The sequence below is a fragment of the Pedobacter agri genome (genome assembly GCF_032678665.1).
Lineage (GTDB): Bacteria > Bacteroidota > Bacteroidia > Sphingobacteriales > Sphingobacteriaceae > Pedobacter > Pedobacter agri_A.
This window is the reverse complement of record NZ_JAVTSH010000012.1, coordinates 71,753-98,067: the sequence shown is the minus strand read 5'-3', so window position 1 is coordinate 98,067 and position 26,315 is coordinate 71,753. Positions and strand designations below refer to the sequence as shown.

Genomic DNA, 26,315 nt, shown 5'->3' with positions numbered 1-26,315 from the left:
TTAATTTGTTTTTTTAATGGCGTAAATATTTCCGGCAGCATCATCCGAAATGTAAATTGTTCCTTCTTTTGTCACGGTAATACCGGCAGGTCTGCCAAAGCGAGATTCGCCTTGTAAAAATCCGGTTAAAAAGTCTTCAGCTTTCACGGCTACACCGTTTTCAAAATGGATGCGTTGCACTTTGAAACCAACCGGCTTATCGGCATTCCATGAACCATGCCATGCCACAAGGCCATCTCCCGACCACTCTGCAGGAATATTGGCTGCGCCGCGAAAAAATGTGAAACCAATAGGGGCCATGTGTGCAGTTAATTCGAGTATTGAAGGTTGCGTATTTTTTACAACAGCTTCTTTGGTGTTTCCAGCAGGATCTTCGCGGCTTTTATCAACTTCCTGTTTGCCATAAGCGTAAGGAAAACCATAATCTGCACCCATCATGATGCGGTTTACTTCCTCTGGTGGCCAATCACTGCCTTTGGTGTCTCCGCCATTATCTATACCCCAAAGTTCTTTCGTTTGAGGGTGCCAATCGAAGCCGATGGTATTTCTTAAACCGCTTGCAAAAATTTTCCTGCCCCAGGTTTTTGGATCAACCTGTAACATGGTTGCGGTTTCTTTATCACTTTCCTTACAGTCATTACAAAGTGAGCCTACTGAAATGTAAAGCATACCATCAGGGCCAAAATCCATTGTTCTGTTCGGGTGTTGTCCACCGTCGGGAAGATCTTTAATCAGCGTTTCTGCAGCGTAAACGTTCAATGTGCCGTCTGGCTTTACCGGATAGCGGCGAAGTTCGTTGCTGTTGCACAGGTACATCCAGTTATCTTTCATGGTAATGCCATGGACACCTTTAAAATTAGCGACAACGGTGATCAGATTTTCGAATTTATTGTCTTTGTTCGCGTCATCGAGCAGCAAAACATCTCCACCATCTCTGCGTGTTACATATACTTTTCCAGCTGGGCTGGTGTAAAGCATTCTCGGTTTACCTAAGCCAGATGCAGCTAAACTTACCTGCCAGCCTGGTGGCGTTTTTAAAAGCTTAAGCATTTCAGGTTTAAACTCCAATACCTGTGCATATTTTGTAACAGATATAGATTTGGTGACCTCTTTTGGTGGGAGACCACGTTGCGCCTGGGCCAAAGTTGTGCTTAGCATAAATACTGCTAAAGCTAATCTAAAATAATTTTTCTTCATGGTAGGGATTTTCCTTGTCAACACCAAAAAATTGACATAAGTTTTGACTAAAACATATATTAATTTCTAACGGCTCTGGATGTTCTGATAGGAAAAACATCCTGAAAAACATGATGTCAGTTAGCGTTCAATATTTGGATAACCAGAAACGCTTACAAGACGTTACTTGTTGTTTTATGAAAGGCAAGCGTATCGGCTGACATGTTTTTTAAAGTTACTTAAGCAATAAAAACTTTTAATGGTTTTAAAATGTTGGCTAGGCACATGAAAATCAAAAAAATAGTGATGTTACTGCTGATGGTTGGTGCACTGCACACGCTTTCTTTTGCGCAAAGCAAACCAAAACAGTTTTGGCTTTTCCTAACGCATAGCCAAAAAATTAATGATCAGTTCGAACTACTGGCCGATGCCCAGAGCCGGTCGGAAGAAAACCTTAACCAGGTAAACACGCTGTTGCTGAGGACTGCGTTGGCTTATCATTTTAATGATCAACATAGTTTTGCGCTAGGTTATGCTTATAAGGGTGATTGGCTTGATAACGAATATGAATATGAACACAGGATTTATCAACAATATCAATATGAATTTAAGATCAGACGCATTGAAATCCAATTACGTGGACGTTTCGAACAGCGTTTCCTGCAAGATTCAGGCACACATCTGGCATTAAGGGCGAGGGGTTTTGTTGCCGCCCAGTTCCCATTATATGCTAACAAGGACTTTTCGTCTGGGCTTTTTGCTGGCCTGCAGAATGAGGTATTCTTAAATGTATTAAACCGACAATATGCAAACAGTCATGTCTTTGATCAAAACCGGCCTTATGTTTCAATAGGATATCGCTTTAGCAAGAAAATTGAAAGCAGTTTCGATTATGGTTTAATGGCCGACCAAAGCGAGGAAAAAAATACTTTTACAAATGTATTTAGGATAGCCATAACCACTAGTTTTTAGGCTGTAATCTTGTTCTTACCGTAGCCCTTCAAATCGACCCCGATTGTTAAAATAAAACCTTAACAAGCATTTGATTTGATAATTATCAATAGAAATCATCTTTATGTTCTGTTCATTCTGTGATATAGCCTTTTAACGCTTGATTCTGCTTTAGCTGATGCTCAAATTTGCATGAACTAAACTAAACCAAATTAATATGCCCATTTCACAACATGGAAAATTTGTTCGCGTACAAAACACTTTTATTAAAATTGATAGTATCATCATGGTCAGACCGAAAGATCTGGTTCAGTATGATCATGAAGATCGAATATTGAGTAAGGATTTCCCTGAAATACATATCGACACCACAAAAGGGTCGTTTCCTTTTTTGTTTCAGGAATTTGAGCAACGGGATTTAGCTTTAGAAAAGCTTGTGACTATCTTAGGGGAACTTTAAATCGTAACATTAAATAACAACAGGAGGCATTTTGCCTGCCCTCTGTTGTTAAGTTAATTGCGTTATTTAACCTTCGTTGATATGACGATGTAAATATTCTTCTACATTGATCAAATCATTGTCTACCTGATCTTTTGCAGTAGCCGAATCATAGTGAAGAGAATCATCTGCAAACTCACTTAACAGATTAATTTTCAGTTCTTGTTCATCATCAGCATTTGCACGTTCACCAATTACAGTGAATATGCCTTCAATACCATCGTGTACAAAACTGTATTTCACTTCGAACCGGTTCTCATCTTCTGTAGGTACCTCTGCAATCTCTGTGTATTCGCGTTCTTCAACGGTTTCAAGTCCCTGTTTCAGCAACTTTATTGCCTGCTGTTTTTTCTCTTCTGTCATCGTTAATATTTTAATTTCTATACCATAACATTTTGGGGCGCACAAGGTTTTAAAAGATTAATTCGTAAAGCGTGAGGCTTTTTCTGACGATTTTTTTCAGCGGGAAATTTTTTCTGAACAAATTTCTATTTCCTGCTGTTGCTTAAATAAAGGTCAATCTTTCATATAGAGATATCTGGGTTGATTGAGACATGCTTAAATATAGATAACCATTGGTGCTGAATTGATTTGCACCAACACTAAAACTTAAATACATATGATGCCGGAACAGAACCGTAAAACACTTGAAAACCCATTAAATAAATATCCGAAACCGCCTTTCGAAAAGCAGCCACAGGAAGTTCCAGGCCTAGCGTCGAAAATGTTGCCGGTACCCGATCATGGAGAAAGCAGCTACCACGGCTCAGGGCGCTTGCTCGGACGTAAAGCATTAATTACGGGAGGCGACTCCGGTATTGGAAGGGCCGCGGCTATTGCCTATGCCAGAGAAGGGGCAGATGTGGTAATTAACTATTTGCCAGAAGAGCAATCTGATGCTGATGAAGTGATCGCTTTAATAAAAGCTGCCGGAAGACAAGGTTATGGCATTCCGGGTGATATTACCGATCCATCGTTTTGCAAGCAACTGGTTGAACAAACGGTTGAAAAACTGGAAGGAATTGATATTTTAGTAAATAATGCCGGTCATCAGCAAGCTGTAGAATCCTTACTCGATTTAACTAACGAAGGATTTGATGAAACCATTAAAACCAATATTTATGCACCATTTTGGATTACCAAAGCAGCTTTGCCACATTTACCCCAAGGTGCTGTAATTATCGCAACCTCTTCGGTTCAGGCTTACGATCCATCTGAAAATTTATTCGATTACGCACAAACCAAGGCGGCAAACGTAGCTTTCGTCAAATCGCTGGCCAAACAGTTAGGCCCAAAAGGTATTCGCGTAAACGGTGTGGCACCAGGTCCTGTTTGGACACCCCTGCAAACCAGTGGTGGGCAGCCACAAGATGCTATTGTAGCATTCGGAGCGCAAACACCCTTAGGCAGACCAGGGCAACCTGCTGAGCTAGCATCTATTTATGTACAGTTAGCAGCCAGCGATGCAAGTTATGCTACCGGGCAAATATATGGTGCCGCAGGTGGAAGCGGACATCCTTAGTTAAAATTAGCCATTAATAAATATCCCATGAAAGCAGAAAATCACGATTTGGATCTTGTCAGGCAAAAATTTAATGACGCACTTCTTGAAACCATTTGGTCGGATACAGGTGCACCGAGTTATATCATTAAGGAAGGTTTGGATCCTGAAGAATATAGCATCATGGCCAAACAGCTTTTAGAAGCAGAGCAAATTATTGCCCATGATTTTACCAGCGAAGTCAGAGATGAATCAGGTTCAAAATCAGCAAAATTTGATTACAAATCTGGTTGGTTTTTAGAAGGACTTGGAGAAGGAGAGGTGGAGTAATTCCCACCTCTTTTTCATTTAGTTTATTTTAGTGATCATTCTTATTAGCGTTGGCCAAACGTTATTTGCCATAATCTTGTAGCCTTCTGCCAGCGGATGAACACCATCGTACATGTTAAGGTGTTTTCTTCCTTCAATTCCATCTAGCAAGTAGGGGACAAGTTCACAGTGATTTTGCGTTGCTAAATCCTGATATATGCGGCGGTAACCAGGAGCCCGTTCATCTGGTATCCAAATGGGAAGTTTCATTCCTAAAATGAGAATAGCTGCTGCAGGATGTTTTTCTTTTACTGCTGAAATTATGCTATGTAAGTTATGGCTTACCAACGTTGCCGGATGCCCACGTAACAAATCATTGGCGCCAAGTTCAAGTACAAAAATATCTGTATCTATTTTCAAAATCTCAGGTAAACGCTTCAACGCTGAAACAGAAGTATCACCACTAAGCCCTGCATTAATAACTTGATGCTCCATCCCCTCACTCCTTAAAATCTGCCGGATTCGGGCCGGTAAAGATTCGGTGAGCGGATCGCGAAGTCCGTAACCAGCAGTAAGGCTATCTCCGAAGAATACAATTGTTCCCATTCAAATTTTAAATAGAAACGGTAAGCGTATAAAAATGTTTGCCAGTTCTAATTGCCACAAATTCCTCAAAAATCATCTCATATTAATTGAGATCATACCATTTTGGAAGTTCAATGTAGTTTTTGTTCCAATCTAGTTTTCCATTCGGATTTCTAAATCCTACTGAAAGGTAATTTACTTCAGGATGGTGCTCAACTAAATGTTTTTTAAATTCATAGGCATCTATGGTTAAATAGTGATACAGCCGCTCACAATCTATTTCATCATGTGCCAACATAATCATCACCACTTCGCCACTGTAGAGGCTGATTAATTCACTGCCAAAAACCTTCATTTTATTGATGTTAATTGTAATGCGAAAACATAGTGCATTGATGTTTTTATCATGCTTATAGTCAATTACCGTCTTTTGATTAAAAGGTCGTTAATTTTAATAGAGGAAAGGATAGCCAGGATTGCAAATAAAACGAAGAAAAATCCATAACCTACGCACACATAATCTAATTTTGAATGTTCAATGCAGCCCTTGTAAAAAAATATAATGCTAACCAATGATAACAGGATTCCACTAGCAGCGAAAAGGTCTCCGTAAAGTGTAGTTAATTGTATATGATCAGTTTTCGCCGGCTTGCCTATCAATCGGCTATGTAATCTTACTATAGTGTTTTTTATTATCATACCAATTAGACAAATAAAGGTATGGCTTAGTTGGTTGATATAGAAGAAATAAAATACCTGATTTTTCACCTGTTTTAAAGCAGGTAGTCAACATGGTTGGCTACGTTCTTAAATCTTAATACCTGTTTTTTTGTTATTGCAAACCATTTAACATTTTTTGTGGTGTATATGGGGAAGATTGATCAACAATTTTCGCTAACAAAACACAAAGCTATGTTCCATCATTCAAAAGACCTGCAGTTTAATGCAAGGGTTTCCAGGCCTGACCCTGTTTTTGCAAATATTCTTTTAGAACAGTTCGGCGGTGAGAACGGCGAACTTGCAGCAGCCATGCAATATTTTACGCAAGCATTTGGTGCAAAGCAACCCCATCCAGATAAGTACGACATGCTGATGGATATTGCAACGGAAGAGTTTAGTCACCTCGAAATAGTGGGGGCCACCATACAAATGTTACTAAAAGGTGTAATTGGCTCGCTTAAAGATGCTGCTGATTCATCAGAGATTATGCAGGTGCTTGATGGTAAAGCCGCGAAAGAAAATATTATTCATGCCGCATTATCTGCAAATCCTCATTTCGTGATGCTAAGCAGTGGCGGACCACGGTTGGCTAACAGCCAGGGCATTCCTTGGTGTGCATCATATATCCACTCCAATGGCGATTTAACCGTAGATTTAAGAAGTAATCTGGCTTCAGAATCAAGGGCAAAATTGGTATATGAACACTTAATGAAATTTACTGATGATCCCTACGTAAAAGAAACACTTTCGTTTTTAATGACCCGAGAAGTGGCGCATTATAAAATGTTTGAGGCGGCACTGGATACGATCCAACCGAATTTTCCTCCAGGTGTATTGCAGGCCGATCCACGATTTACGCAGCAGTATTTTAATCTTTCTCCAGAAAAATCATTCACCGGACCATGGAATGAAGGTGAAATGCCAGGTATGGATAAGGAATGGGAATTTGTCTCAGATCCGGCCGCTTTTGTTCAGGAAACAGAAGGCTTAACCAAACTGGATGATGATATGGCTTCGGAACTGGAAGAAACAGAGGAATTAAATAAACAAATGAGTGAAGAGAAAAGTGCAGAAGTAATTGCAGCTGAGCCAGATGGCATTGCGCAATGGAGCGATTATTCAAAATAATAAACAACACACAAACAAATAACCGCCGGATGCCTGATCGCATCCGGTTTTTTTATTACCATTTTTATTCATGAGATGAACAGCTAATTCAGTTAAAACTATCTGGAATAACTTATGTTAGCACATAGCTTGATCATACCCGATCTCATGGTAGTGAAGAAATGGCCAACAACAAAACAAATGAAACAGATCATATTGGCCGAAGATCACAAGGTGATTAGAAACGGCGTTAAAATGTTATTGGAATCTACACAGCAATACCAGGTATTACAGGAGGCCAGCAATGGGCAAGAGGTGATTGATGCTTTAAACAAAGGATTAATTCCTGATTTAATTGTTTCTGATATTGGTATGCCTGTGATGGATGGCATTACCATGTTAGCCGAACTGAAGCAGTCATATCCTCAAATTCCTGTTTTGATTATGTCGATGATGGAAAGCGACGCCAATCTTTATCAAACCATAAAGGCAGGTGCCCGTGGTTTTTTAACTAAATCAGTTGATGCCGAAGAGCTTTTTTTCGCCATTAACAGGTTGTTGATTGGAGAGCGTTACGTTTGTTCCAGCCTGGCCATACCCATCATTGATCATGTCATCCAGAAAGAACTTGTTCCAAGCTTTAAAATGCGCAGTGGCGATTTTTCTTCAAGGGAGATTGAAATTTTACAACTGATTGGGCAGGGTTTAACCAATGTAGAAATGGCTGATAAGCTATTTATCAGTAAACGTACTGTTGAAGGGCACAGGCAAAGTTTGATTGATAAAACCGGAGCCAGAAACACTGCCGTATTGATGCGTTTTGCTTATGCAAACGGTATTATAGATTAATGTTCATCCTTTTTAAGGCTAAAACAATGCCTTTTGTTTTAGGGTTTTAACAAAAAATAATATAATTAATGGCAGAAATTCGCAATGATATTTTTTATAAAATGGGATCTTCCACTTCGGATGGATATTTTATTTATGACGTTCAACAATCGGATTTCGTTTATGTAAATCAAGCTTTTGTTGTGATGTTTAATCTTTCGGAGCATCCGGTAAATACAAAGCAATTATGGGCTGCAGTTCATGATGAGGATAAAGACCATTTACAAAGTTGTTACGAAGAATTACTGGCAGATGGCGGATCAAAAAAATATGTTTTTCGCATGGTAACAGCCGATGAAAAGGTAAGATATTTGAAATGTACCGCTTATTTGGATCAGGAAAATAACGAAATTTACGGGATCCTGGATGATTTCACTACTACACAGGAAAACAAAACACATATCGAACAGATTAACGGGCGAAAAAATGTTACGCTTGAAGTACTTTCTCACGATCTTAAAGAACCATTAGGCATGATTAAAATGGCCGTATCATCAATGGAAAACAAAATTGGAAGAGTTGCTGAAGAAGATTTTAAAGGTTCATTACAATTTATTGCGGATGTGTGCGAACGCAATTTGAAACTGATCAGAAGTATGGTTAACCATGAATTTCTAAAATCGTCAGTAGTAGCGATTAAGCGGGAGCGGGTAGATTTGATTTGGGAACTCAAAGATGTGGTTCGTTTCTATAAACGTTCTCATCTCCGTGAAATCAGGAACTTTACTTTTTCCTCAAGTCAGGAGAAAATTTTTATGTTCCTCGATAGCATGAAATTTATGCAGGTGATCAATAATTTGGTTTCAAATGCAATAAAATTTACTTCATTTGGCGGCAATATTGAGGTAAATGCCGAAGACCGCGGAGAAACGGTGGTGGTTTCGGTAAGCGATAACGGCATCGGTATACCAGAGAAAATCAAAGAGAAACTTTTTCAAAATGAAAAATCAGTGTTGCGAAAAGGGCTTAATGGGGAGGAATCTGGAGGGTTAGGAATGAATATCATTAAAGATATCGTAGATCTGCATCAGGGAAGAATTTGGCTGGTGAGTGAACAGGGCATAGGCACAACATTTTATATTGAACTTCCAAAATAGTAACCTAATGGATAATTACTACACAGGTACCAGTGGATTGCTTTTGCCGGTTCCGAATAAAGCATTTTATCCCGAAGAATACCAAACCCGATCGAGACTTTGCTATTATGGTTCGCTTGTAAACAGTATCGAGATCAACAGTTCTTTTTATAAAATTCCACAAGCTTCAACCATTAAAAGATGGTGTGCAGAAGTGCCGGAAGATTTTAGATTCACTTTTAAACTTTTTAAGGGCATTACACACCATCCTGGATTAGCATTCGACCCAAGTGAAATGGCCAGGTTTTTCGAGGTGATTAACGTGCTAGCAGATAAAAAGGGGTGTTTACTGGTTCAGTTTCCGCCGAGTGTGCGTATTACTCATTTCAGCCAGCTACAACAGCTCATGGCCGAACTTCGGCAATGTGATCCACTAGAAGAATGGAAAATTGCCCTTGAATTTCGACATGCCTCACTTTATGTTGAGGAGGTTTCTGAATTACTTGCTGAATTTAAAATGGCATCAGTGATTCATGACAAGGGAAATGCGGCAAGTCCGATGCAGATGGATGAAGCTTCTTTTGTTTACCTGCGTTTCCACGGTCCAGGTGGCAATTACAAAGGCAGTTATTCTGAAGCGTTACTTGCAGAATATGCCAGTTATATTAACGACTGGATGGAAGAAGGTAAAACCGTTTTTAGCTACTTTAATAATACTATGGGCGATGCCCATGCAAATTTAAAAACGTTAAATGAAATGGTAAAGGGTACTTTGTAATGAGCAATCATCCTGAAAATAAAAATCAAAAAAAGCCATCTTATCTGGATTTTCAGGTTTCAGCTTATGCCTGGAAACCTGATATCGATTATAAAAAACATCCTGAACAATACAAAGTAGGGAAGGGTGAGCAAGGTGTGCTAATCTGTGAACCCTATAAATCAGAAATTGGACCTTTCTGGCGTTTTAAAAACCCGGCCATTGCTCAGGAGAGTGCAGAAAAGATTTTTGAATTATTTAAAGATTATTTATCAAATGATGATTTTGTAGGTGCAGATCTTGCCAGAAAGTACCTGCAAATGGGTTATACCCGGGCTAGGCGCTATGCAAATTACAAGGGTGGGAAGAAATACGATAAAGAGAAAGATTATGCTCCGCTGGAACGGGGGACCGGAACGGATGAAAAAGCAGCGGCAGCTGCAATTTTTTATGACTTCTGGAAGCGGGCAGAAGGTTTTGACGATTATCAGCAAAGAAAGCTGGAGTGGAAGAAGCGGCTGGGGTAATTTTATCATGGCTGCTTAAAGTAAATGGCTTTGAAATTTTCATATCGGAATGTTGAAACAATGTGTTTGTACTTAGGCTTGTATAAACAAAACCTAACCTTAAATGCTATGAAAAATATCAAACTTATCTTAAGCCTTGCAACAGGCATCATCATTTTAGCCGGATGTTCCAATTATAATCCTGAAAAAGGCAATCATTATAAAGACATGGAGGATACCACTAAAACGAAAGATTCCATTCAGCCTGCCAAGCGACTGGATCCTGGTGATACGGTGAAGAAATATTAACGGCCAAAAAGATCCTTATTATCCGTATTCAACCCATCATTACCGCGTATTTGTCAACGTTTAAAAGAGGTACTTATCTTCGGAACAATTTTTGAAAACAACCTGTTTTTAATGAAATAAAGCGCATTAAAATGGAAAGAGAAATAATTGGAAGTGATCATGTTCCGGTACACCAAAGTGGGGCCGAAACTGATGCCATTGAGTGTGTAGCGTGTGAAAGCTACATTCAGGCAATAGAATTATATCAGATTGTTAAAAACAGACTTTCAGACGTTAATCGCTGGGGTGAAATGTCAAGTATCCCTTTATCTTCCTTTAAGCTTTTTGATTCCAACGGACGAAGTTGTGAAAGAACGGTAGCGGAAGGAGATTTTATTCGTATAGATATTCCAGGACCTGGAACCAGTATTGGCAAGGGCTATGATTGGGTTCATGTAGAAGCAGTATTTTCAGAAGTTGATTTTGACGAAGATGTTTTCACCCTTCGGGTACGCCCATCATCGCATCCGCTTGATCCGGAAGGAAAAACCGCTCATTTTCTTACGTCGAAAGCCACATCAACCTTCCAGATTAGACGTGTAAAAAACGTGGTGTATGCCGAAGAACATGCCCGCAACGAATCACCAAATATGGAAACCGGAAGTGGGTTAGATAATTTTCGAAATGCATTAGTCGGTACAGCCGCCAGGATCGGTCTATCTTATCCACAATGGAAAAGCTTAGTAAAGGGCTTATTGAAACCAGAAACATAGCAGCATTATTCAGTGTTGTAACAAAACACGTCGGGAAAATATTGAGGAAATAACAGAAGCCTTTCATCTCTGAAAGGCTTCTTTAACAAATCTGTTAAGATCTGTAATTAATCTTCCTATCCTATCCAGGCATAGAATTCGTCCCGTGTTAAAATAATTGCTCCTATCTTAACATTACAAATGTAACTTTAACAAAAATCTAATGCTATAGCCCTTTACTACCACAACTTGGTTAAAACAATTTTAAATTAATGTTTTAAAGGCAATAGCGTGACCATCAATAATTTATAAATCATCGCAATGCCTGTATTTATCTTTAACTCTTAATACAATGTTGATCAATCAAAATTCCACAAAAGAACAATTAGATGGTATCGAGGTGGGAGATGCCATTACTGATGGAAAAGGCAATCAGGGGAAGGTTGCGAAAGTTGATATATCAAAATTTAGAAAATTTATACAATATATCTTCAGGATTAAAAACGATGGAAAAATTGAAATCACAAAATAGAAAATTACCCGTTTTATTGATTTAAGAGGAGCCGATATTTAGCACTTTCATTGCAGCATTTATGGCATCAGCATAGGGTTGATAAATGATTCTTGAAAAAGGGTTTTCAGCATCAGCATCCCACAATCCGGAGTGGTGCCAATAGTGCAGGTGATCCCAATCTGGCCGATCGATGATTGGATATAAACAAATGCCCTTAAGCGGCACCCCATATTGAAGCGCTTTAACACATTCGCGTGTAATCAGTTCGATCCAATTTGGCCGATGTTCGCCCGGGTGACTCGTTTCTGCAAGAACTATCGGTAAGCCGTAACGGTGATACGCTTCTACAAATAATGAAGATAATCCCCTCCATCTCGGATCAGGATCATTGTTTGCCCAGGGAAGACCAGAAAAATCGCTGGCTACCCACTGGTTGTTATAATAAAAATTAAAACCCATGTAATCAATCAGGTCTTTTGAGCCTCCAAGTTCCGGGCACATTTTCCCTGTAAGCATATCGGTAGCCTGGTATTGTACATCATGACTTTCCTCGGCCTGTATAACCATTTCCATTGTTGCATCTAGCGCAGGTACAATGTTAACGATAGGTTCGGTGGTCATTATCTTCGTATTCGGATCAATTTCCTTAAAAACTTTAATCGCCTGTATGTAAGCCCTAACGAGTGCATACTTAACATCCCAACCCATGCCACGGGCATAAGGCGTAGTACTGGCGTGGTCGCCACCTAGCCACGAAATGAATCCCACTTCATTGATCGGCGTAACAATCAGTGTTTCACCTGGGCAATAATCACGGTAAAAGGTGGCAAAGGCACTACATACACCAACAAACCGATTTATAAAATGGGGATGTAAAGGACTGAGGTCATCGGGATAGCCAAAATGGCAAATATCCCAAATCTGCTGAATACCGCCTATTCTGGCGGCATCAATCATTTTCGCCACGGTGCTAAAATCATAAGTGTATGGCTTCGGTTCCACATGTGTCCACCGAATACCTTCTCTAACGGTTGATATACCTATTTCACTTATGCGTTTATAATCAGCTGAAACGTTGGTAATGTGTCCGGTTTCCGTAAGCAAATCTACCCGGTTTCCATAGTGGTTAAGCTGGTCTGAACATTCAAAACCAGCCATCCAAAAGGTTTTAAATGGATGTTCATCTCCCATTAACTGGCCAGTAATTTATCGGTTTCAAATAGTGTCCAGTGCATTTTCTTTTTCATTTCTTCAAAGGTGTTTTCCCAAGATTTATCTGATAAAAACACATCAACTTTATTTTTCCATTCAACAGTATTGTCTTTAGCAATGGCTTGTTCAATAGCACTGATAAACTCATCAGCATTTGATGCGATGCTCACTAATTTCTCAATTCCATAAGGTTTAACAACATCGCGGATAGGTGTAGAAACCACCCGTAAACCGGCTGCAAGATACTCTGGAGTTTTCGTTGGACTGATAAAGCGGGTAGAATTGTTAATGGCAAAGGGAATTAAAGCGACATCCCAACCTGAAAGATAGGCAGGTAGATCCTGATAATTCTTTTGACCTAAATAATGAAGATTAGGTCCTGTTGGCAAGCTTTCCATTGCCACTTTCACCACAGGGCCCAACAATACAATTTGCCATTCCGGGCGTTTAAACGCAATTTCCTCAATCAGCTTTGCGTCGAAGCGTTCATCAATTACCCCTACAAAACCAAGTTTAAATCCTTTAATATTTGCCTGGTCAGCTGGTTCTGCGTCTGCGGTGCGGGCCTTGCTAAAATGCGCTTTGTCGATACTGCTTGGAAAAACGTGTATGTTATTGTGCTGATCTTTCTTTGCTTCGTGTAGCGAATGTCCGCCGGTGAAAACAACATCTGCTGTTTTAAGTAACATTTTTTCCAGTAATACCAATTCCTTGGGTGCAAAATCAAAGGCAGAAAGTTCATCCATGCAATCAAACACCGTTAATGCCGCAGTATGGTGATCGGAAAATTGAAGTGCCATGGGTGTGTAGTACCAGAATATCCAGTCATTTAAATCTGTTTCTCCGATAAATTCCGTTAATAATTTTCGCATCAATAATTTTTCAAGCTCCTGATCTAAACCAAATGGAAGGTGAGGGGTAACAATAGTTAACTGCTCATGCCTGTTGTCCATTGCCAGATAACCAGCTTCAAGATTTTCAAAAATGGGTTCTTCCAGGATAAAAACATTCATTTCAGCAGCAAATCGGCTCATTAAATGCTGCGGACGTTGGAAAACGAAATCCCAGCGAAGGTGCGAGAAACACAGTAGGTTTTTGGGTAAAAGAGGTTTTTGGATATTCATATTTATGATATTGGGTTAGGGATAGCATTTGAAGGTGCAAAATGTGTGGAAACAGTTTTAAGTGCTGAACCAATTACCTGATGCATGTCGTAATATTGGTAGTTGGCAAGCCTGCCGCCGAAGATCACGTGTTGCTCAGCTCTACTTAGCGTTTTATATTTCTCAAAAGTTTCGCTATTGTTTTTGTCGTTTATCGGATAATACGCTTCCTTTTCTGGCGCCCAGTCTTCAGGAAATTCTTTTGTCACAACGGTTTTAGGCTGTGTACCAAACTCAAAATGTTTATGCTCGATAATCCGCGTATAAGGAATATCTCGTTCAGTATAGTTTATTACTGCATTTCCCTGGTGATTTTCTTTATCAAGTACTTCATGTTCAAATCTTAGGCTTCTGTATTCCAGTTTGCCGAATTTGTAATCATAAAACTGATCGATATTTCCGGTAAACACTGTATGTTCAGCCATGTCATTCCACTGCTGTCTGTTTGCAAAATAATCTGTTTCCAGGCGAACCTCACAATTGCCTAAAAGGCCATCTATCAGTTTATTATAACCTCCGATTGGGATGCCTTGATATTTGTCGTTGAAATAATTATTATCGTAAGTAAAGCGAACGGGTAATCTTTTAATAATAAAAGCAGGCAGATCATTCGCCGATCGACCCCATTGTTTTTCGGTATAACCTTTAATTAGTTTTTCGTAAATGTCGCTACCTACCAAAGAAATGGCTTGTTCCTGCAGATTGGCTGGCGCAGTAATTAGCGCCTGATCGATTTGAGATTTAATTTTATCTCTGGCTTCCTGTGGTGTTTTTACTCCCCATAATTGATAAAAAGTATTCATGTTAAAGGGGAGGTTAAACAATTGTCCTTTATAATTCGCCATCGGACTATTGGTATACCTGTTAAACTCAACAAAAGAATTCACATAATCCCAAATTACCTTATCATTAGTATGAAAAATATGGGCACCGTATTTATGAACATTAATATCTTCTATTTTTTCGCAATAAACGTTACCACCAACATGATTTCTTTTGTCGATGATTAAACACTTTTTCCCTCGTTTAATCGCTTCATGAGCGAAAACACAGCCAAATAGCCCGCTACCAACAATTAAATAGTCATATTCTTTTTTTTCGTTCATTTTATAAGGATAGATTTTGATATACAATACCAATAAATATTCATTCAAATTCAATCATTTGCGTAAAAGTCAGGTTAATGAGGTTCTATTGTTCTTCCATTATCGTAAGTAAAAACGATAGAAAGGTTTTCATCGCCAGGCTTTTGCATCGCCAATGCATTCGCTTTTTTGATTAATGCTTTTACATCAGCATCACTCTGAAATATGATCGTTAGCTCATTCGTTCCCGTTTGTTCTACATCAAAAATTTCATCCGAGAGTTGACGATATTTTAAGATGTCAATCATATTTGAATTGGAATATATTATGGTATTGGTATCCAAAGAACCTGCTTTATGGTTCATTGTTTAGAAATTTGGATAATCGCGTAGTGCGCTCAAATGCGTAGGTATTTATCACGCAATTAGAAAAATGGCGTTTTTAAGAACTTAGGTAATACATGCAGGTAAGAGATGTATTGAGTGACACGAAGGTTCAGTAGGAAAGCTGCCTGATGTGAATGTTCGAACAGAGAAAATCAGGATGAATTTACCTGGCTTGTAAATGAAAGAAGCGCTAAAGGTTAGCGCTTCTGCAATGTGATATTAAGCAGCGTGAACTACCTCAAAGCCGCCATACATCGCCATCTCGGCAGAGTGTTCGACAGTTAGTTTTAATTTCATTTTTTCAATAAGCTCCCGGGCTGCGGTAATGCTTCTATGAAGGTCGTTATTTCCTCTTATTTCAATGCCTCTGGTTAATAACTTAAACTTGCTAGGCTGAAATTTATCGATGAATTTTTGAAGATCCTCGCTAATTTGAGTAGTGGTCTTTTGCATAGTTTCTATTTTAATTTACATGTAAATAAATTCATGGCTGGTTTTGTTTACGTTGTTTTATCAACAGCTAATCAGTTATAAACATATTGTACTGCAGCTATTTGATAATCTGATTTTTATCGTTTCGATTTATTTTCCCAAAAAACAGAACCTCTGGTGACGTTATGATGATGTATTGGTTGGCATCTGCTAAAATGCATGGCTTTCCAGCTGGGTGACTTATTAAAATTCAGCCCTCTGGCAAAAGCACAAGCAATTAAAGTGCTTCAAATGAAAAAGACTGGCTCCGTTCGGAACCAGTCTTTTTACCTACTTAATTTTTCAATTAAGATTTTAGGCTATCGAATATGCCAGCAAGGCTGCCACCGATATTGTTACCTAAAGAGAACGACGTACTGCTAGATTCATCACCATCCTGAGTAGAGTTAGAGAATGATAACAAGTTACCAATGCTTAACGCACCTCCTAAACCACCAGAACTTGCAGAATCATTGTTTCCAAAAATTCCACCACCGTTAATTTCTTTCATTTCGTTTAAATTCAATTCTTGCATTTTGATAATTTCAAGTTTTAAATATTGCCTACTCTGTTATAGATTCTCAGCTTCTTCTGTATCCGGACTTAACCGTCATTTGAATTAATAAACGCAAAAGCTGCATCATAGGATTTTTGAGATACTGGGTTAAACACAACAACAATGAATAAGTTAAAGCGCTTTGTTGTAGATAATTTAAAACAGTGGGCTTATTGCCATTTTAAGGCAAAAGGCTTTTAAACTGAGATATTTAAAACCTAAAGCGAAACTGTGTGGTTGTAATTTCATAATAACTTAATATAAAAACTTATGAATATTGATCCAAAAGACAAAAAAAATTGGGATGATCACGATGATCAAAAACAAAATGCCGGATATCCGCAAGACAAAGATGAAGATAACGATGTGCAGGAAGGGCTAACCGGCGAAACGGATGATGACGAGGATGTATCTGGAGATTTAGCAGGCAATGCTGCAGGTAATCCTGAAGATTGATAATGGGCTTGATATTCACTAATCTGATTCTTAAGGTTAGTGAATATTTTAGGATTGACTATTTATCCTGTGCCAAATAGCAAGCATAAAGTTTCCTGCCAGCATTCATGAATGCTAGGATTTATTAGTACGATAGGCTTCTACTGTTCATCCAATTTTAATTCAGCTCTGGCTATTTTTACTTTGGCTAATTTTATTGATGATACTCCATGCGAAAATTGTCCAAACACAAATTACGGTACTAATCCCTAATTCAAAGTCGGCAATTTTACCAGATAATAGTAATGCAGTAGCAGATATCAGACAAGAAACTAAGAAAAAAAGAAAATTTTTCATAACGTTCTGATTTAATTGCTATTAACTGCTGTCAATATAGTCAAAAACCTTCGAGATTGGAAATTAATTTTTCATTTATTAACTTAATAATCAATATTTTAACTCATTTCATGTTTTAGTTTAAAAAATTAAATTGTTTTTGTACAAAAAAAGCGTAGCAAATGATATTTCCTACGCTTCTCAACTAAATACATTTCGCGTCTATGACCGATCAATCCGATAAAGCCTTCCACCATCAGTAATGGCATAGAGTGCATTGTCAGTCCCTTGAGTAATGTCTCTGAATCTTTGATTTTCGCTAACCAACAATCTTTCTTCCCCGGTTACCTGGTTATTTTCAATCACTAACCTCACTATATGTGTTGCGCTTAGCGATGCAATAAACAGGTTGTTTTGCCATTCGGCGATGCGGTTGCCGGTATAAAATGTCATCCCGCTGGGTGAAATTACCGGATCCCAGTAATACACAGGTTGTTCCAATCCATTTTGTTGTTGGATAGGTGCACCAATTGCCGCTCCGCTATATTCTATTCCGTAGGTAATCGTAGGCCAGCCATAATTTCTACCTCCCTGTAAGCGGTTTATTTCATCTCCACCCCGTGGACCATGTTCTCCCTGCCAGATTTCGCCAGTTGTTGGATGTATGGCCAAGCCTTGAGGATTTCGGTGGCCGATACTATACAGCTCTGGCAAAGCGCCAGAACCAGAAAATGTAGGATTTCCTGTAGCAGGCAAGCCACTTGTCGTAATCCTGATAACTTTTCCTAAACCAGAAGTAACGGACTGCGCCAATGGGCGGGTAGGCAAATCAGATCTTTCTCCGGTGCTTACCACTAAATTTCCGCTGCGATCAAATAGAATCCGGCCACCATAATGTAGCGTACCATTGTAAGCAGGACCAGCCCGGTAAATCACCGTGGCGTTTTCAATGCTCTGTTCATTTTGTGCTAACCTGCCTTTGGCTACAGAAGTTTGTGTTCCACCGGCAACATTTTCAGAAAATACCCAATACACCATTCTATTGCTGGTAAATTGTGGGTCGATGCATAGTCCGAGTAAACCACCCTGGCCTGAAGCATTTACGGCGGGTAATCCGGTAATAGGGGCAGTCAAAGCGCCAGCAGTGGTTGCGATGCGCATTGTGCCGGCCTTTTGTGTGATGAGCAAGCGCCCATCAGGCAGTGCAACAATTCCCCATGGGGCTGTTAAACCGGTACTAATTGCAGTACCCTGAAAAGCTGCAGTAGTACGAACGGCTTTTACTCTTGTTTGCCCATTAAATGCAGGCTTGTAACTCGTATTTGGAGCATTTGTTTCTACGCCTGGTCCGTCAGTAGGATCTGGTTCAGTACCCTCATTTATGTCATTTTTAGAACAGGCGGTTATGCAGAGCAATGTACTCGCTAATGCGATGTAGTGAAATTTTGATTTCATAGTTCAAGTTTTAGGTGCTGTGGTAATTATTTAACAATTTTGTAACTGCTTGGTTTTGCATAGTTTGCATTTTGCGGAATGCAATTTAAGCGGAAAGTCTATTGCAAAAAAAAAAGCCAAATCCTTTTTTGGTTTGGCCTTACTTATAAAAATGTTATCGCTAAACAGCGGTGTATCCACCATCGGCAATAATGTAGCTTCCTGTTGTAAATGATGATTTATCTGAACTTAAAAAAGCAACTAAATCGGCTATTTCCTGAACAGTCCCCAACCGATTGATGGCACTTTTTGCAGCGACAGCTTTCATGGCTTCTTCATTCAAATTCGCAGTTAGTAAAGGGGTTTCAATATAACCTGGCCCAACTGCATTACACCTGATATTTTTCTGTGCATATTCAACTGCAATGTTTTTCGTTAAGCCCACAACGGCATGTTTTGAAGCGGTATAAGCCGGACTATTTGGTGCGGCAACCTGTCCGTGGATAGATGCAATGTTAATAATTGAACCGCCGCCGTTTTTTTCCATTTGTTCCAACTGATATTTACAGGCATAAAAAACGCCATTCAAATTCAGTGCGATCACCCGATCCCATTCTTCTGGCTCATAATCTCCTGTCGGTTTCGCAGGACCACCCATTCCTGCATTATTGCAGCCGATATCTAAACGCCCATAATGGGCCACCGTTTCTTCTACCAACCTTTTATTTTCTTCTGCTTTTGACGAATCAGCTTTGATCGCGATGGCCTCTCCGCCATTATCCTTAATTAATTTTACAGTCTCGTTTGCGTGTTCCTCATTAATATCAGCAACTACAACTTTAGCACCTTCGGTTGCATAAGTAATGGCAATCGCTCTTCCAATTCCTGATCCAGCGCCTGATACAATGGCGACTTTGTTATTTAATATAGACATAGTATTCTTCTTTAATAATCTAATTAACAAACGAATGGTTACTACTAATGTTTGTCAGCTAAAAGTGTTTTATCAACTTAAGTGCCTATCAATATTTTTCATTTAAATATTTGAGTTGGTAAAACTTTAAATGAAAGATCGTGTTATAATATCACTACCAATTATAGAATTATAATTTACTATGGAAAATCAAGAAAAAACAGTAGAGGTATTAAATGACCTTATCCAAATTAACAATGACAGAGCTGATGGCTTTGATAAAGCATCAAAAGACCTAAGCGAAGAAAACATTGATTTAAAAGCAACTTTTGACAAACTATCGTCAGATAGTAGATCAAACGTAACTGAACTTGCAGGTTTAGTAGGCAGAAATAATGAAGATCCAGATACTGGAAATACTATTTTAGGAACGTTACACAGAGCATGGATTGATATCAAAGCTAGCTTTGGTGGTGATGATCGCCATAGCATTTTAGCTGAATGCGAAAGAGGAGAAGATGCGATTAAAAAAGCATATAAAGATGCTCTTCAGGAAAATGAATTGGGTGAAAACGTAAGATCAGTTTTGCTTAAACAACAAGACGGTATCAATATCAGTCATGATGCAATTAAAGCATTACGCGATGCACACAAATCATTGTAATTGAGTTAAAAAATCAAAAAAGCTGCATGGTTTCATGCAGCTTTTTTTTTGCCCGTTCATTCTCCAAAACTTATTTTTTGCAAGAGCAAATATCGATTTTTTGTGCTATCTGTCTCTGTTTCTACTTTACTGGTTAAGCCTATTCTTAAAAACTTATTTTTTTGATCACTGCTCAATTGCGGCCAGTTCACAAGAGCCGTTTGGTTCTGACTTTCGCCGTTGGGATTACCTGTACGAATAAAGTTCACAAAATAGGATTGCATCTGCTTTGAAACAATATAATCTTCTGGTTTCCAAGCGTAATTTCTCTGTACTTCTAAGTTCCCTAAGGCATATTCTATTTCTGCGGCATGGAATGCTGAGCCGGTAATGGCCCTATTAATTAATTTTTTTAGGATAACCTGGAAAAAGTTGCCATCGTTGATGGTTTTAGCAGTTAGGCCTGGATGAGGCTGATCGAATAAATAGCGATATACCGGAGCCTTGCTTTGTGCATGTAATTCCGCCAATTGCCAGGTTCCGTAATTAATAAGCCAATCGCTGCCTAACTTAGACCCGGCTGTTTTTGCCTCAGCCTTTGTTTTAACCGGATAATATTTCAAGATCTCATCAGCATCTTCGCCATAAATTTTATTTACCCGTTTCCTGAAATTCTCAGGATTAATCCTTTTGAGCCTGTAAAAAGCCAATGCCGGAACTTCATCAGCATTCCAACCCACTAAGAGCGGAACTTTAGCTTGATTACCTGCCTCAAAAACATCTATTGGAAACTGATTTAAAAAATAACCATCAACGGTAGGCTTAAATCTTCGTGGATCGCCTTTGGAAGCAATTTTCAATAATCGCTTTTCGTCGATCGCCCGCATTTCTGCAATTGTGGTACTTTTAGTCAGTTCAGCAAAATCTATCCCCATTTTTTCTGAGGCTTTTTTTGATTTGATTAACCTGCGTGAATCCAATAAGGAGCTACTTTGCGCAATAGCAGCAGCAAAAAGCCCTTTGGAAAGCGGAGAAGCCATATGTGCGCTAACAGATTGCGCACCAACAGATTCGCCTCCAATAATGATGCGGTCGGGATCGCCACCAAAAGCCGCAATATTTTCACGAACCCATTTAATTGCCGCCACCTGATCGAGCAGACCATAATTTCCGGAGGCACCCCATTTATTTTCTTTGCCTAAATCAGGATGAGCCAAAAAGCCGAAAACACCAAGGCGATAATTAATTGAAACATATATAATTCCTTGCTTCGCCATACTTGCACCATCGTAAGCGGGTTGCGATCCATCTCCATGTATAAATGATCCGCCATGAATAAATATATAAACGGGTTGAGGTTGATCATTTGCCTTTGCCGTGCTCCATACATTTAAATAAAGGCAGTCTTCGCTCATCTCTTCCGATCTGAATTCATACAAGATGCCTGATTTTTGAACCGGCCTGGCACTAAAATCAATGGCTTTTCGAACGCCCGACCATTTGGCTACAGGTTCTGGCGCCCGCCACCGTAAATGGCCTACCGGCGGTTTGGCGTAGGGAATTCCTTTAAAAATATAAACGCTGTCCTTCATTCTACCTTCCAATATACCTTCGGTAACGGAAACCTGAACACGGGCTGATTGGGCAAATAAACTAAAACTGCTGAATAGTAAAAGTATCTGTATGGTTAATATGAGCTTTTTCTTCATCGGTATTACAAATATATTAATACGATGTGATGTAAATGTGTTGGCAAAGCAACATTTTGATGAGCTGTTAATACAATAAGCTTTAGCTGGCCTAAAAATTACCTTTCATCGGGTTCACCAAAAAACGGTAAACATATTTGAGCAATTGTACCTTTCTGATTTTTCCCTGGTTGAATTGAAAAACTCGCCATTACACCTCTAGGATTCTGTTTGTTAATCATCTCGATCCTTTCTTTAATAGAGGCCAAACCCATAGATTTTTCCTTAATGCCATTGAACCGATTGGTTTTAGTGGTGGTACCGTAACCAACACCATTATCCTGAACAGAAATACAAATGCTACTATCGGTTTTACTTAGTGTTACCTTCAACTGTCCATCAGTTTGTTCATCAGAAATGAGTCCATGCAAGATGGCATTTTCAATTAAAGGCTGAATGAGCATGGGCGGAAGATGAATGCTTTTTAGCTGAATGTCTTCATCTACCTCAAAACTATAAGTGAATGCCCCAACATAGCGCATGGCCTCTAATTCGGTGTACAACATTAACGCCTTCCATTCCTTATCACCAGTAACCAGGCTTTTGGTCGAATTTTCTAAAATGAGCCTGCTCAATGCGGCAAACTTTTGTATCAATCTCGAAGCTGTTTTTTTATCATTTTCCATGATGTAAGCTTCAATAGAATTGAGCACATTGAAGATAAAATGTGGATTCATCTGTGAACGGATAGACTTCAGCTCGCTTTCAGATAACTTTTGTTTGATCAGAAACTGATTTCGAATAAAAATTATTCTTCGTCTGACTAGTAAAAATATGGTAACTACAATTAGGAGAACACACAAAATTATAAACCAATTTTTTTCGTACCAGTGTGGCGATACGATGATTAAGAGCTGCTCTTCTGTGCTAAAAACTTCATCATTATTGCAACCTTTTATATACAGCACATACTGGCCATGTGGCATGCTCCCTAAAGCAATATCCCCATTTTTTACCTGCTGCCACGTTGCCTCTTTCCCAATTTTATAAAAATATTTATTTTCCTGTGGCGCAGTATAGCTGGTTAAGGCAAAATGAATGTTTACTATTTTCGTACCAGGCTTAAGTGTAATTGTTTTTGTATTGCTGGCAACTTGTACTGTCTTTTCTTGTCCGTCGGCACTAAAATCCATAAAAATAACCCTTGGTATAGCCGTGTTCGATTTAATGTTATAGGGGTTAAAACGCGTTACATAGCCACTGTAACTTAGTAAGAAATGCCCTGTTTTATCAATCTCAAAAAAACCATGTCCTTCGTACTGAAAGGGTAGGCCATTATTGAAATTAAAGTAGGTAAACTTTTTTTTTCTATCGTACCTGATAATTCCCTGTTGTGATGGAATCCATAAGTTTCCTGTCGAATCAATGAGTATTCTTTTAAGGTAATTTTCAGGCAATTTCATCTTATGATCGATGAGCAAACCGGTTTTAAGCTTCTTATCGATTTTCATTAATCCAATATCCGAAACCGCCCAAATCACATTTTCTTTGTCTTGAGTGATGTCGGTAACCCAGGTTACATCGCGTACTTTACCATCAATATCTTTAATGGTAATTTTGTCGAAAGCATTTCTGGTAGGGTTAAAAACGCTGATGTTTTTTGTAGCACCAATCCAAAAATCATCCTGCTTATCAATTAAACCTGAATAAACTGGCCCATCAATGTCTTTACCATCTGGAAGATATTGTTTAAGGAATTTTTCAGTTTCCGGATTAAATAGGTAAACGCCATTTTGCCTGGCTCTGATCCAAAATTTACCATCTTTTCTTTTATACAGTTTGGAGATCACCAGGTTATCTTTATTGCTTGTATCAACAGGAGGGAAGAATATTTTGTAACGAGTACCTGTTTTTTTTACCAGTCCTGAATCAGTGCTAAACCAAAAATTCTTTTGATCATCCCGGTAAATGCTGTTGATTGATTTGCTCAGAAAACTCTTAGCATTTTCCGGTATTTGTGCAATATGCGACAAAAGCTGCCAGTTCTTGTTAAAAGTATAAATGCCCTTTGCGTAATAGCAGGTAATGTAAAATCGGTCTTCCGTTTCGAGCATATTATTTGGAATACCTAATAGTTTCGGATTGTTTAGTTTAATTTGCTGATAAAGCGGAATGTTTTCGAAATTTTGAAAGTTCGGGTCAATAATGCTAATGCCATTATCGGTTGATAACCATAAACGGTTTTGCCTGTCTTTTGCTATGTGGTAGATGTTAAACGCGTTTAAGGCCGCTAGATTAAGTTCGTCAGATATGTAGCCCCGGATCTGGTCATCTCTTAAATTTTTCAAAATAAAACCACCGCTTGCAGCAACACATAACCACGTGTTTTGATTGTGATCAGTCCATTCAGCGATATCATTTACCCGTCTGCTTGGTCTCTTCAAAAATGGAATAACAATTGGTTTTACAATATTTTCTCTCGGATTAAAAGAATTAAGGCCAGCTTCTGCCTTGCCTATATAGCTGTTCCCGTCAGATGCCTGATAGAGTGTTAATATGTTGTCTTGCTGGTTGTAAGCACGAAGTTTCTTGTTCTGTTGATCAATTAAATACAAACCTTTTTGGGCCAGAGCCCATAACCTGTGGTTTTTATCTTCCCTAATCAAATTGAAAGCATTGTGTTCATCAGCTTTTTCTACCGGAGGTGGTGGGATGGTAACGAAAATATTTTTATGATAATTAAACAGTTGTATCCCTTTTCCGGTAGCAATCCATAGGTTACCTTTGCTATCTACAAAGGGTGTACAATTATAATTACTTGCTAAGCTATTTTTATTTTTAGGTTGATTAAGGTAGTTGACTGATTTTCCTGTTTGCGGATTAAAACGCGATAAACCTTTCGCGGTGCCTAACCACAACTGTTGTTCCTTGTCGGCAGCAATATTTATAATTGCATCATTACAAATAGATGTACTATCGGCATCATTGTGCTTAAATTCTTTAATGCCCGTTCCATCGTATCGGTTTAGCCCTTTGGCAGTGGCAATCCAGATAATCCCGTTTCGATCTTCGTAAGTACACCTTACCGCGTTGGTACTTAAGCCATCTTTAACCGTTATTTGATTAAACTTTAAATTAGGAAAAGGCTGCGCTTTAGCCAGGTTATAGCTAAATGCAAGAATAATTAAAGAAATTATCCACGTTTTCATAACTGTTGAGCGGTAATTTAATTTACTGGTGTTTCCCGTTAACCAAAATAACACATAAATATAACAAGTAACATCAAATTAAACTAAGCTAAATTGCCCATTCACTCATTTAAACTCACGCTTTGCTCAATGTATATTTTTGCATGAAAGATTTTTGAATGATGACTGGGAAAACCTTTCTGGAAACAGTAGCGCATTATGTTTTTAGTGAGCAGTTAATGTTTTGTAAAGTGTCCTTCACTCACTATAAGGCGAATTCTGCTCATTGAACACGATCAGTCAATCATTTATGTTTCAATAAATTTTTGATGATGATATATTCGTAAATAAAATCGCATGATATCATTGTTCGGCAGAAATAATTAAACGAAATTTATTTAAAAAATAAGCTATGTTAAAAGCGGCCATTTTAGACGATGAAATTAGAGGCAGCAAACTCCTTGAAAGGAAGCTGGCTGTTTTTGAGGATGAGCTTCAGGTAATTTGCGTTTTCAATGAGCCCGCCAAAGCATTAGAAAATTTAAGTCATCTTGGTATTGATGTTTTATTCCTTGATGTAGAAATGCCCGGTATGAATGGTTTTCAAGTATTGGAGAACATTGGGACATTTAATTTCGAAGTGATTTTTACTACTGCTTACGACAGTTATACTTTGGATGCGCTGCGATTAAGTGCCCTGGATTATTTAATGAAACCAGTTGATGAAGATGAACTAAAAACTGCTATCAACCGACTGAAAAAGAGGGTTATGGAAAAAGCTTCAAGCAAGATCAGTTTGCCTGAAAAAAAATCAAGAAACAAATTGGCATTACCAACTGCCGAAGGTATTTACCTGGTAGATAAAGCCAATATCATTAGGGTAGAGGCCATGAGTAACTATAGTGTTTTTATCCTTTCTGACAACAAAAAAATAGTGGTTTCAAAAACCCTGAAAGAGTATGAACCTGTTTTGGACGATACACAATTTATGCGGGTTAACCGTTCTGTAATTATTAATCTTGATTATGTGGTGAAATACCGTAAGGGAGATGGTGGCACACTGGAATTATCGGATGGAGCAGAAATCGAGGTATCTGTTCAGAAAAAAGAAAATTTAATGCAAAGATTATTTTGATTTATGAAATTAATATGAGCGCTCTTAGGCTCAACCAACCT

At 38.7% G+C, this 26,315-nt stretch carries 30 protein-coding genes; 15 read left to right on the top strand and 15 right to left on the bottom strand.

The window, feature by feature from the left end; genetic code table 11:
* Positions 1–1,197, bottom strand: coding sequence for a PQQ-dependent sugar dehydrogenase (locus R2Q70_RS20930; RefSeq protein WP_316809497.1), 1,197 nt, complete (start codon positions 1,195–1,197; stop codon positions 1–3).
* 264 nt (positions 1,198–1,461) lie between these two features.
* Between R2Q70_RS20930 and R2Q70_RS20925 the strand changes: the two genes are divergently transcribed.
* The gene (locus R2Q70_RS20925) at positions 1,462–2,148 is read left to right on the top strand and encodes a DUF2490 domain-containing protein (protein ID WP_316809496.1); all 687 of its coding nucleotides are present in this window, start codon (positions 1,462–1,464) and stop codon (positions 2,146–2,148) included.
* A gap of 196 nt (positions 2,149–2,344) precedes the next feature.
* Complete coding sequence (locus R2Q70_RS20920) at positions 2,345–2,587, top strand: hypothetical protein (protein ID WP_316809495.1); 243 nt, start codon at positions 2,345–2,347, stop codon at positions 2,585–2,587.
* 66 nt (positions 2,588–2,653) lie between these two features.
* Here R2Q70_RS20920 and R2Q70_RS20915 read toward each other — a convergent pair whose 3' ends face one another.
* Complete coding sequence (locus tag R2Q70_RS20915) at positions 2,654–2,989, bottom strand: hypothetical protein (protein WP_316809494.1); 336 nt, start codon at positions 2,987–2,989, stop codon at positions 2,654–2,656.
* Between the two features lie 256 nt (positions 2,990–3,245).
* Between R2Q70_RS20915 and R2Q70_RS20910 the strand changes: the two genes are divergently transcribed.
* Positions 3,246–4,148 carry an SDR family oxidoreductase gene (locus R2Q70_RS20910; RefSeq protein WP_316809493.1) on the top strand — a complete coding sequence of 301 codons (903 nt, stop codon included), beginning with the start codon at positions 3,246–3,248 and terminating at the stop codon, positions 4,146–4,148.
* A gap of 27 nt (positions 4,149–4,175) precedes the next feature.
* Positions 4,176–4,457, top strand: a complete 282-nt coding sequence (locus R2Q70_RS20905) for a hypothetical protein (protein ID WP_316809492.1) — start codon at positions 4,176–4,178, stop codon at positions 4,455–4,457.
* 18 nt (positions 4,458–4,475) lie between these two features.
* Here the strand turns inward: R2Q70_RS20905 and R2Q70_RS20900 are convergent, their stop codons facing one another.
* Both R2Q70_RS20900 and R2Q70_RS20895 read right to left on the bottom strand, forming a co-directional pair.
* A complete protein-coding gene (locus R2Q70_RS20900) occupies positions 4,476–5,042 on the bottom strand; it encodes an arylesterase (RefSeq protein ID WP_316809491.1) in 567 nt (188 codons plus the stop codon).
* An 82-nt stretch (positions 5,043–5,124) separates the two neighbouring features.
* Positions 5,125–5,376, bottom strand: a complete 252-nt coding sequence (locus R2Q70_RS20895) for a hypothetical protein (protein WP_316809490.1) — start codon at positions 5,374–5,376, stop codon at positions 5,125–5,127.
* A gap of 557 nt (positions 5,377–5,933) precedes the next feature.
* On the opposite strand from R2Q70_RS20895, the gene R2Q70_RS20890 reads away from it, so the two are divergent.
* The 8 genes from R2Q70_RS20890 (at position 5,934) to R2Q70_RS20855 (ending at position 11,647) form a co-directional block, all read left to right on the top strand.
* Positions 5,934–6,869, top strand: coding sequence for a manganese catalase family protein (locus R2Q70_RS20890; protein WP_316809489.1), 936 nt, complete (start codon positions 5,934–5,936; stop codon positions 6,867–6,869).
* 180 nt (positions 6,870–7,049) lie between these two features.
* Entirely contained in the window at positions 7,050–7,697 is a 648-nt protein-coding gene (locus tag R2Q70_RS20885) for a response regulator transcription factor (RefSeq protein WP_316809488.1), read from the top strand.
* 68 nt (positions 7,698–7,765) lie between these two features.
* A complete protein-coding gene (locus R2Q70_RS20880; RefSeq protein WP_316809487.1) occupies positions 7,766–8,833 on the top strand; it encodes a PAS domain-containing sensor histidine kinase in 1,068 nt (355 codons plus the stop codon).
* 7 nt (positions 8,834–8,840) lie between these two features.
* Entirely contained in the window at positions 8,841–9,590 is a 750-nt protein-coding gene (locus R2Q70_RS20875; protein WP_316809486.1) for a DUF72 domain-containing protein, read from the top strand.
* Complete coding sequence (locus tag R2Q70_RS20870) at positions 9,590–10,096, top strand: DUF4385 domain-containing protein (protein ID WP_316809485.1); 507 nt, start codon at positions 9,590–9,592, stop codon at positions 10,094–10,096. The genes R2Q70_RS20875 and R2Q70_RS20870 overlap by 1 nt, the downstream gene beginning before the upstream one ends.
* A 108-nt stretch (positions 10,097–10,204) precedes the next feature.
* Complete coding sequence (locus R2Q70_RS20865) at positions 10,205–10,384, top strand: hypothetical protein (RefSeq protein ID WP_316809484.1); 180 nt, start codon at positions 10,205–10,207, stop codon at positions 10,382–10,384.
* Between the two features lie 131 nt (positions 10,385–10,515).
* Positions 10,516–11,136 carry a hypothetical protein gene (locus R2Q70_RS20860; protein WP_316809483.1) on the top strand — a complete coding sequence of 207 codons (621 nt, stop codon included), beginning with the start codon at positions 10,516–10,518 and terminating at the stop codon, positions 11,134–11,136.
* A 331-nt stretch (positions 11,137–11,467) separates the two neighbouring features.
* Positions 11,468–11,647, top strand: a complete 180-nt coding sequence (locus R2Q70_RS20855; RefSeq protein ID WP_316809482.1) for a hypothetical protein — start codon at positions 11,468–11,470, stop codon at positions 11,645–11,647.
* Between the two features lie 21 nt (positions 11,648–11,668).
* Here R2Q70_RS20855 and R2Q70_RS20850 read toward each other — a convergent pair whose 3' ends face one another.
* From R2Q70_RS20850 to R2Q70_RS20825, 6 genes are all read right to left on the bottom strand, one after another.
* On the bottom strand, positions 11,669–12,787 hold the full coding sequence (locus tag R2Q70_RS20850) for an amine oxidase (protein ID WP_316809481.1): 1,119 nt from the start codon (positions 12,785–12,787) through the stop codon (positions 11,669–11,671).
* 32 nt (positions 12,788–12,819) lie between these two features.
* Positions 12,820–13,965, bottom strand: a complete 1,146-nt coding sequence (locus tag R2Q70_RS20845) for a glycosyltransferase family 1 protein (RefSeq protein WP_316809480.1) — start codon at positions 13,963–13,965, stop codon at positions 12,820–12,822.
* A gap of 2 nt (positions 13,966–13,967) precedes the next feature.
* Entirely contained in the window at positions 13,968–15,110 is a 1,143-nt protein-coding gene (gene glf, locus R2Q70_RS20840; RefSeq protein WP_316809479.1) for a UDP-galactopyranose mutase, read from the bottom strand.
* Positions 15,111–15,184: 74 nt separating this feature from the next.
* Positions 15,185–15,454, bottom strand: coding sequence for a hypothetical protein (locus R2Q70_RS20835; protein ID WP_316809478.1), 270 nt, complete (start codon positions 15,452–15,454; stop codon positions 15,185–15,187).
* 240 nt (positions 15,455–15,694) lie between these two features.
* Positions 15,695–15,928 (bottom strand): hypothetical protein, encoded by a 234-nt coding sequence (locus R2Q70_RS20830; RefSeq protein ID WP_010603386.1) that lies wholly within the window; start codon positions 15,926–15,928, stop codon positions 15,695–15,697.
* A gap of 325 nt (positions 15,929–16,253) precedes the next feature.
* Positions 16,254–16,457, bottom strand: coding sequence for a hypothetical protein (locus tag R2Q70_RS20825; protein ID WP_316809477.1), 204 nt, complete (start codon positions 16,455–16,457; stop codon positions 16,254–16,256).
* 315 nt (positions 16,458–16,772) lie between these two features.
* Between R2Q70_RS20825 and R2Q70_RS20820 the strand changes: the two genes are divergently transcribed.
* A complete protein-coding gene (locus R2Q70_RS20820) occupies positions 16,773–16,958 on the top strand; it encodes a hypothetical protein (protein ID WP_316809476.1) in 186 nt (61 codons plus the stop codon).
* Between the two features lie 162 nt (positions 16,959–17,120).
* Here R2Q70_RS20820 and R2Q70_RS20815 read toward each other — a convergent pair whose 3' ends face one another.
* The 3 genes from R2Q70_RS20815 to R2Q70_RS20805 form a co-directional block, all read right to left on the bottom strand.
* The gene (locus R2Q70_RS20815) at positions 17,121–17,294 is read right to left on the bottom strand and encodes a hypothetical protein (RefSeq protein ID WP_316809475.1); all 174 of its coding nucleotides are present in this window, start codon (positions 17,292–17,294) and stop codon (positions 17,121–17,123) included.
* Positions 17,295–17,495: 201 nt separating this feature from the next.
* A complete protein-coding gene (locus R2Q70_RS20810; protein ID WP_316809474.1) occupies positions 17,496–18,728 on the bottom strand; it encodes a PQQ-dependent sugar dehydrogenase in 1,233 nt (410 codons plus the stop codon).
* A 160-nt stretch (positions 18,729–18,888) separates the two neighbouring features.
* Positions 18,889–19,641, bottom strand: coding sequence for a glucose 1-dehydrogenase (locus R2Q70_RS20805; RefSeq protein WP_316809473.1), 753 nt, complete (start codon positions 19,639–19,641; stop codon positions 18,889–18,891).
* 181 nt (positions 19,642–19,822) lie between these two features.
* Between R2Q70_RS20805 and R2Q70_RS20800 the strand changes: the two genes are divergently transcribed.
* Positions 19,823–20,284: a PA2169 family four-helix-bundle protein gene (locus tag R2Q70_RS20800; protein ID WP_316809472.1), complete on the top strand. Its 462-nt coding sequence runs from the start codon at positions 19,823–19,825 to the stop codon at positions 20,282–20,284.
* Between the two features lie 56 nt (positions 20,285–20,340).
* Here the strand turns inward: R2Q70_RS20800 and R2Q70_RS20795 are convergent, their stop codons facing one another.
* Both R2Q70_RS20795 and R2Q70_RS20790 read right to left on the bottom strand, forming a co-directional pair.
* The gene (locus tag R2Q70_RS20795; protein WP_316809471.1) at positions 20,341–21,972 is read right to left on the bottom strand and encodes a carboxylesterase/lipase family protein; all 1,632 of its coding nucleotides are present in this window, start codon (positions 21,970–21,972) and stop codon (positions 20,341–20,343) included.
* A gap of 98 nt (positions 21,973–22,070) precedes the next feature.
* Positions 22,071–25,160 carry a two-component regulator propeller domain-containing protein gene (locus R2Q70_RS20790; protein ID WP_316809470.1) on the bottom strand — a complete coding sequence of 1,030 codons (3,090 nt, stop codon included), beginning with the start codon at positions 25,158–25,160 and terminating at the stop codon, positions 22,071–22,073.
* Between the two features lie 391 nt (positions 25,161–25,551).
* Here R2Q70_RS20790 and R2Q70_RS20785 point away from each other — a divergent pair, with 391 nt between their 5' ends.
* Positions 25,552–26,274 carry a LytTR family DNA-binding domain-containing protein gene (locus R2Q70_RS20785; protein WP_316809469.1) on the top strand — a complete coding sequence of 241 codons (723 nt, stop codon included), beginning with the start codon at positions 25,552–25,554 and terminating at the stop codon, positions 26,272–26,274.
* Positions 26,275–26,315 lie beyond the last annotated feature (41 nt).

Excerpts from the sequence above, each read along its gene's own strand:
- R2Q70_RS20930 (WP_316809497.1), bottom strand. The coding sequence starts at position 1,197 with ATGAAGAAAAATTATTTTAGATTAGCTTTAGCAGTATTTATGCTAAGC.
- R2Q70_RS20925 (WP_316809496.1), top strand. The coding sequence starts at position 1,462 with ATGAAAATCAAAAAAATAGTGATGTTACTGCTGATGGTTGGTGCACTG.
- R2Q70_RS20920 (WP_316809495.1), top strand. The coding sequence starts at position 2,345 with ATGCCCATTTCACAACATGGAAAATTTGTTCGCGTACAAAACACTTTT.
- R2Q70_RS20915 (WP_316809494.1), bottom strand. The coding sequence starts at position 2,989 with ATGACAGAAGAGAAAAAACAGCAGGCAATAAAGTTGCTGAAACAGGGA.
- R2Q70_RS20910 (WP_316809493.1), top strand. The coding sequence starts at position 3,246 with ATGATGCCGGAACAGAACCGTAAAACACTTGAAAACCCATTAAATAAA.
- R2Q70_RS20905 (WP_316809492.1), top strand. The coding sequence starts at position 4,176 with ATGAAAGCAGAAAATCACGATTTGGATCTTGTCAGGCAAAAATTTAAT.
- R2Q70_RS20900 (WP_316809491.1), bottom strand. The coding sequence starts at position 5,042 with ATGGGAACAATTGTATTCTTCGGAGATAGCCTTACTGCTGGTTACGGA.
- R2Q70_RS20895 (WP_316809490.1), bottom strand. The coding sequence starts at position 5,376 with ATGAAGGTTTTTGGCAGTGAATTAATCAGCCTCTACAGTGGCGAAGTG.
- R2Q70_RS20890 (WP_316809489.1), top strand. The coding sequence starts at position 5,934 with ATGTTCCATCATTCAAAAGACCTGCAGTTTAATGCAAGGGTTTCCAGG.
- R2Q70_RS20885 (WP_316809488.1), top strand. The coding sequence starts at position 7,050 with ATGAAACAGATCATATTGGCCGAAGATCACAAGGTGATTAGAAACGGC.
- R2Q70_RS20880 (WP_316809487.1), top strand. The coding sequence starts at position 7,766 with ATGGCAGAAATTCGCAATGATATTTTTTATAAAATGGGATCTTCCACT.
- R2Q70_RS20875 (WP_316809486.1), top strand. The coding sequence starts at position 8,841 with ATGGATAATTACTACACAGGTACCAGTGGATTGCTTTTGCCGGTTCCG.
- R2Q70_RS20870 (WP_316809485.1), top strand. The coding sequence starts at position 9,590 with ATGAGCAATCATCCTGAAAATAAAAATCAAAAAAAGCCATCTTATCTG.
- R2Q70_RS20865 (WP_316809484.1), top strand. The coding sequence starts at position 10,205 with ATGAAAAATATCAAACTTATCTTAAGCCTTGCAACAGGCATCATCATT.
- R2Q70_RS20860 (WP_316809483.1), top strand. The coding sequence starts at position 10,516 with ATGGAAAGAGAAATAATTGGAAGTGATCATGTTCCGGTACACCAAAGT.
- R2Q70_RS20855 (WP_316809482.1), top strand. The coding sequence starts at position 11,468 with ATGTTGATCAATCAAAATTCCACAAAAGAACAATTAGATGGTATCGAG.
- R2Q70_RS20850 (WP_316809481.1), bottom strand. The coding sequence starts at position 12,787 with ATGGCTGGTTTTGAATGTTCAGACCAGCTTAACCACTATGGAAACCGG.
- R2Q70_RS20845 (WP_316809480.1), bottom strand. The coding sequence starts at position 13,965 with ATGAATATCCAAAAACCTCTTTTACCCAAAAACCTACTGTGTTTCTCG.
- glf (WP_316809479.1), bottom strand. The coding sequence starts at position 15,110 with ATGAACGAAAAAAAAGAATATGACTATTTAATTGTTGGTAGCGGGCTA.
- R2Q70_RS20835 (WP_316809478.1), bottom strand. The coding sequence starts at position 15,454 with ATGAACCATAAAGCAGGTTCTTTGGATACCAATACCATAATATATTCC.
- R2Q70_RS20830 (WP_010603386.1), bottom strand. The coding sequence starts at position 15,928 with ATGCAAAAGACCACTACTCAAATTAGCGAGGATCTTCAAAAATTCATC.
- R2Q70_RS20825 (WP_316809477.1), bottom strand. The coding sequence starts at position 16,457 with ATGAAAGAAATTAACGGTGGTGGAATTTTTGGAAACAATGATTCTGCA.
- R2Q70_RS20820 (WP_316809476.1), top strand. The coding sequence starts at position 16,773 with ATGAATATTGATCCAAAAGACAAAAAAAATTGGGATGATCACGATGAT.
- R2Q70_RS20815 (WP_316809475.1), bottom strand. The coding sequence starts at position 17,294 with ATGAAAAATTTTCTTTTTTTCTTAGTTTCTTGTCTGATATCTGCTACT.
- R2Q70_RS20810 (WP_316809474.1), bottom strand. The coding sequence starts at position 18,728 with ATGAAATCAAAATTTCACTACATCGCATTAGCGAGTACATTGCTCTGC.
- R2Q70_RS20805 (WP_316809473.1), bottom strand. The coding sequence starts at position 19,641 with ATGTCTATATTAAATAACAAAGTCGCCATTGTATCAGGCGCTGGATCA.
- R2Q70_RS20800 (WP_316809472.1), top strand. The coding sequence starts at position 19,823 with ATGGAAAATCAAGAAAAAACAGTAGAGGTATTAAATGACCTTATCCAA.
- R2Q70_RS20795 (WP_316809471.1), bottom strand. The coding sequence starts at position 21,972 with ATGAAGAAAAAGCTCATATTAACCATACAGATACTTTTACTATTCAGC.
- R2Q70_RS20790 (WP_316809470.1), bottom strand. The coding sequence starts at position 25,160 with ATGAAAACGTGGATAATTTCTTTAATTATTCTTGCATTTAGCTATAAC.
- R2Q70_RS20785 (WP_316809469.1), top strand. The coding sequence starts at position 25,552 with ATGTTAAAAGCGGCCATTTTAGACGATGAAATTAGAGGCAGCAAACTC.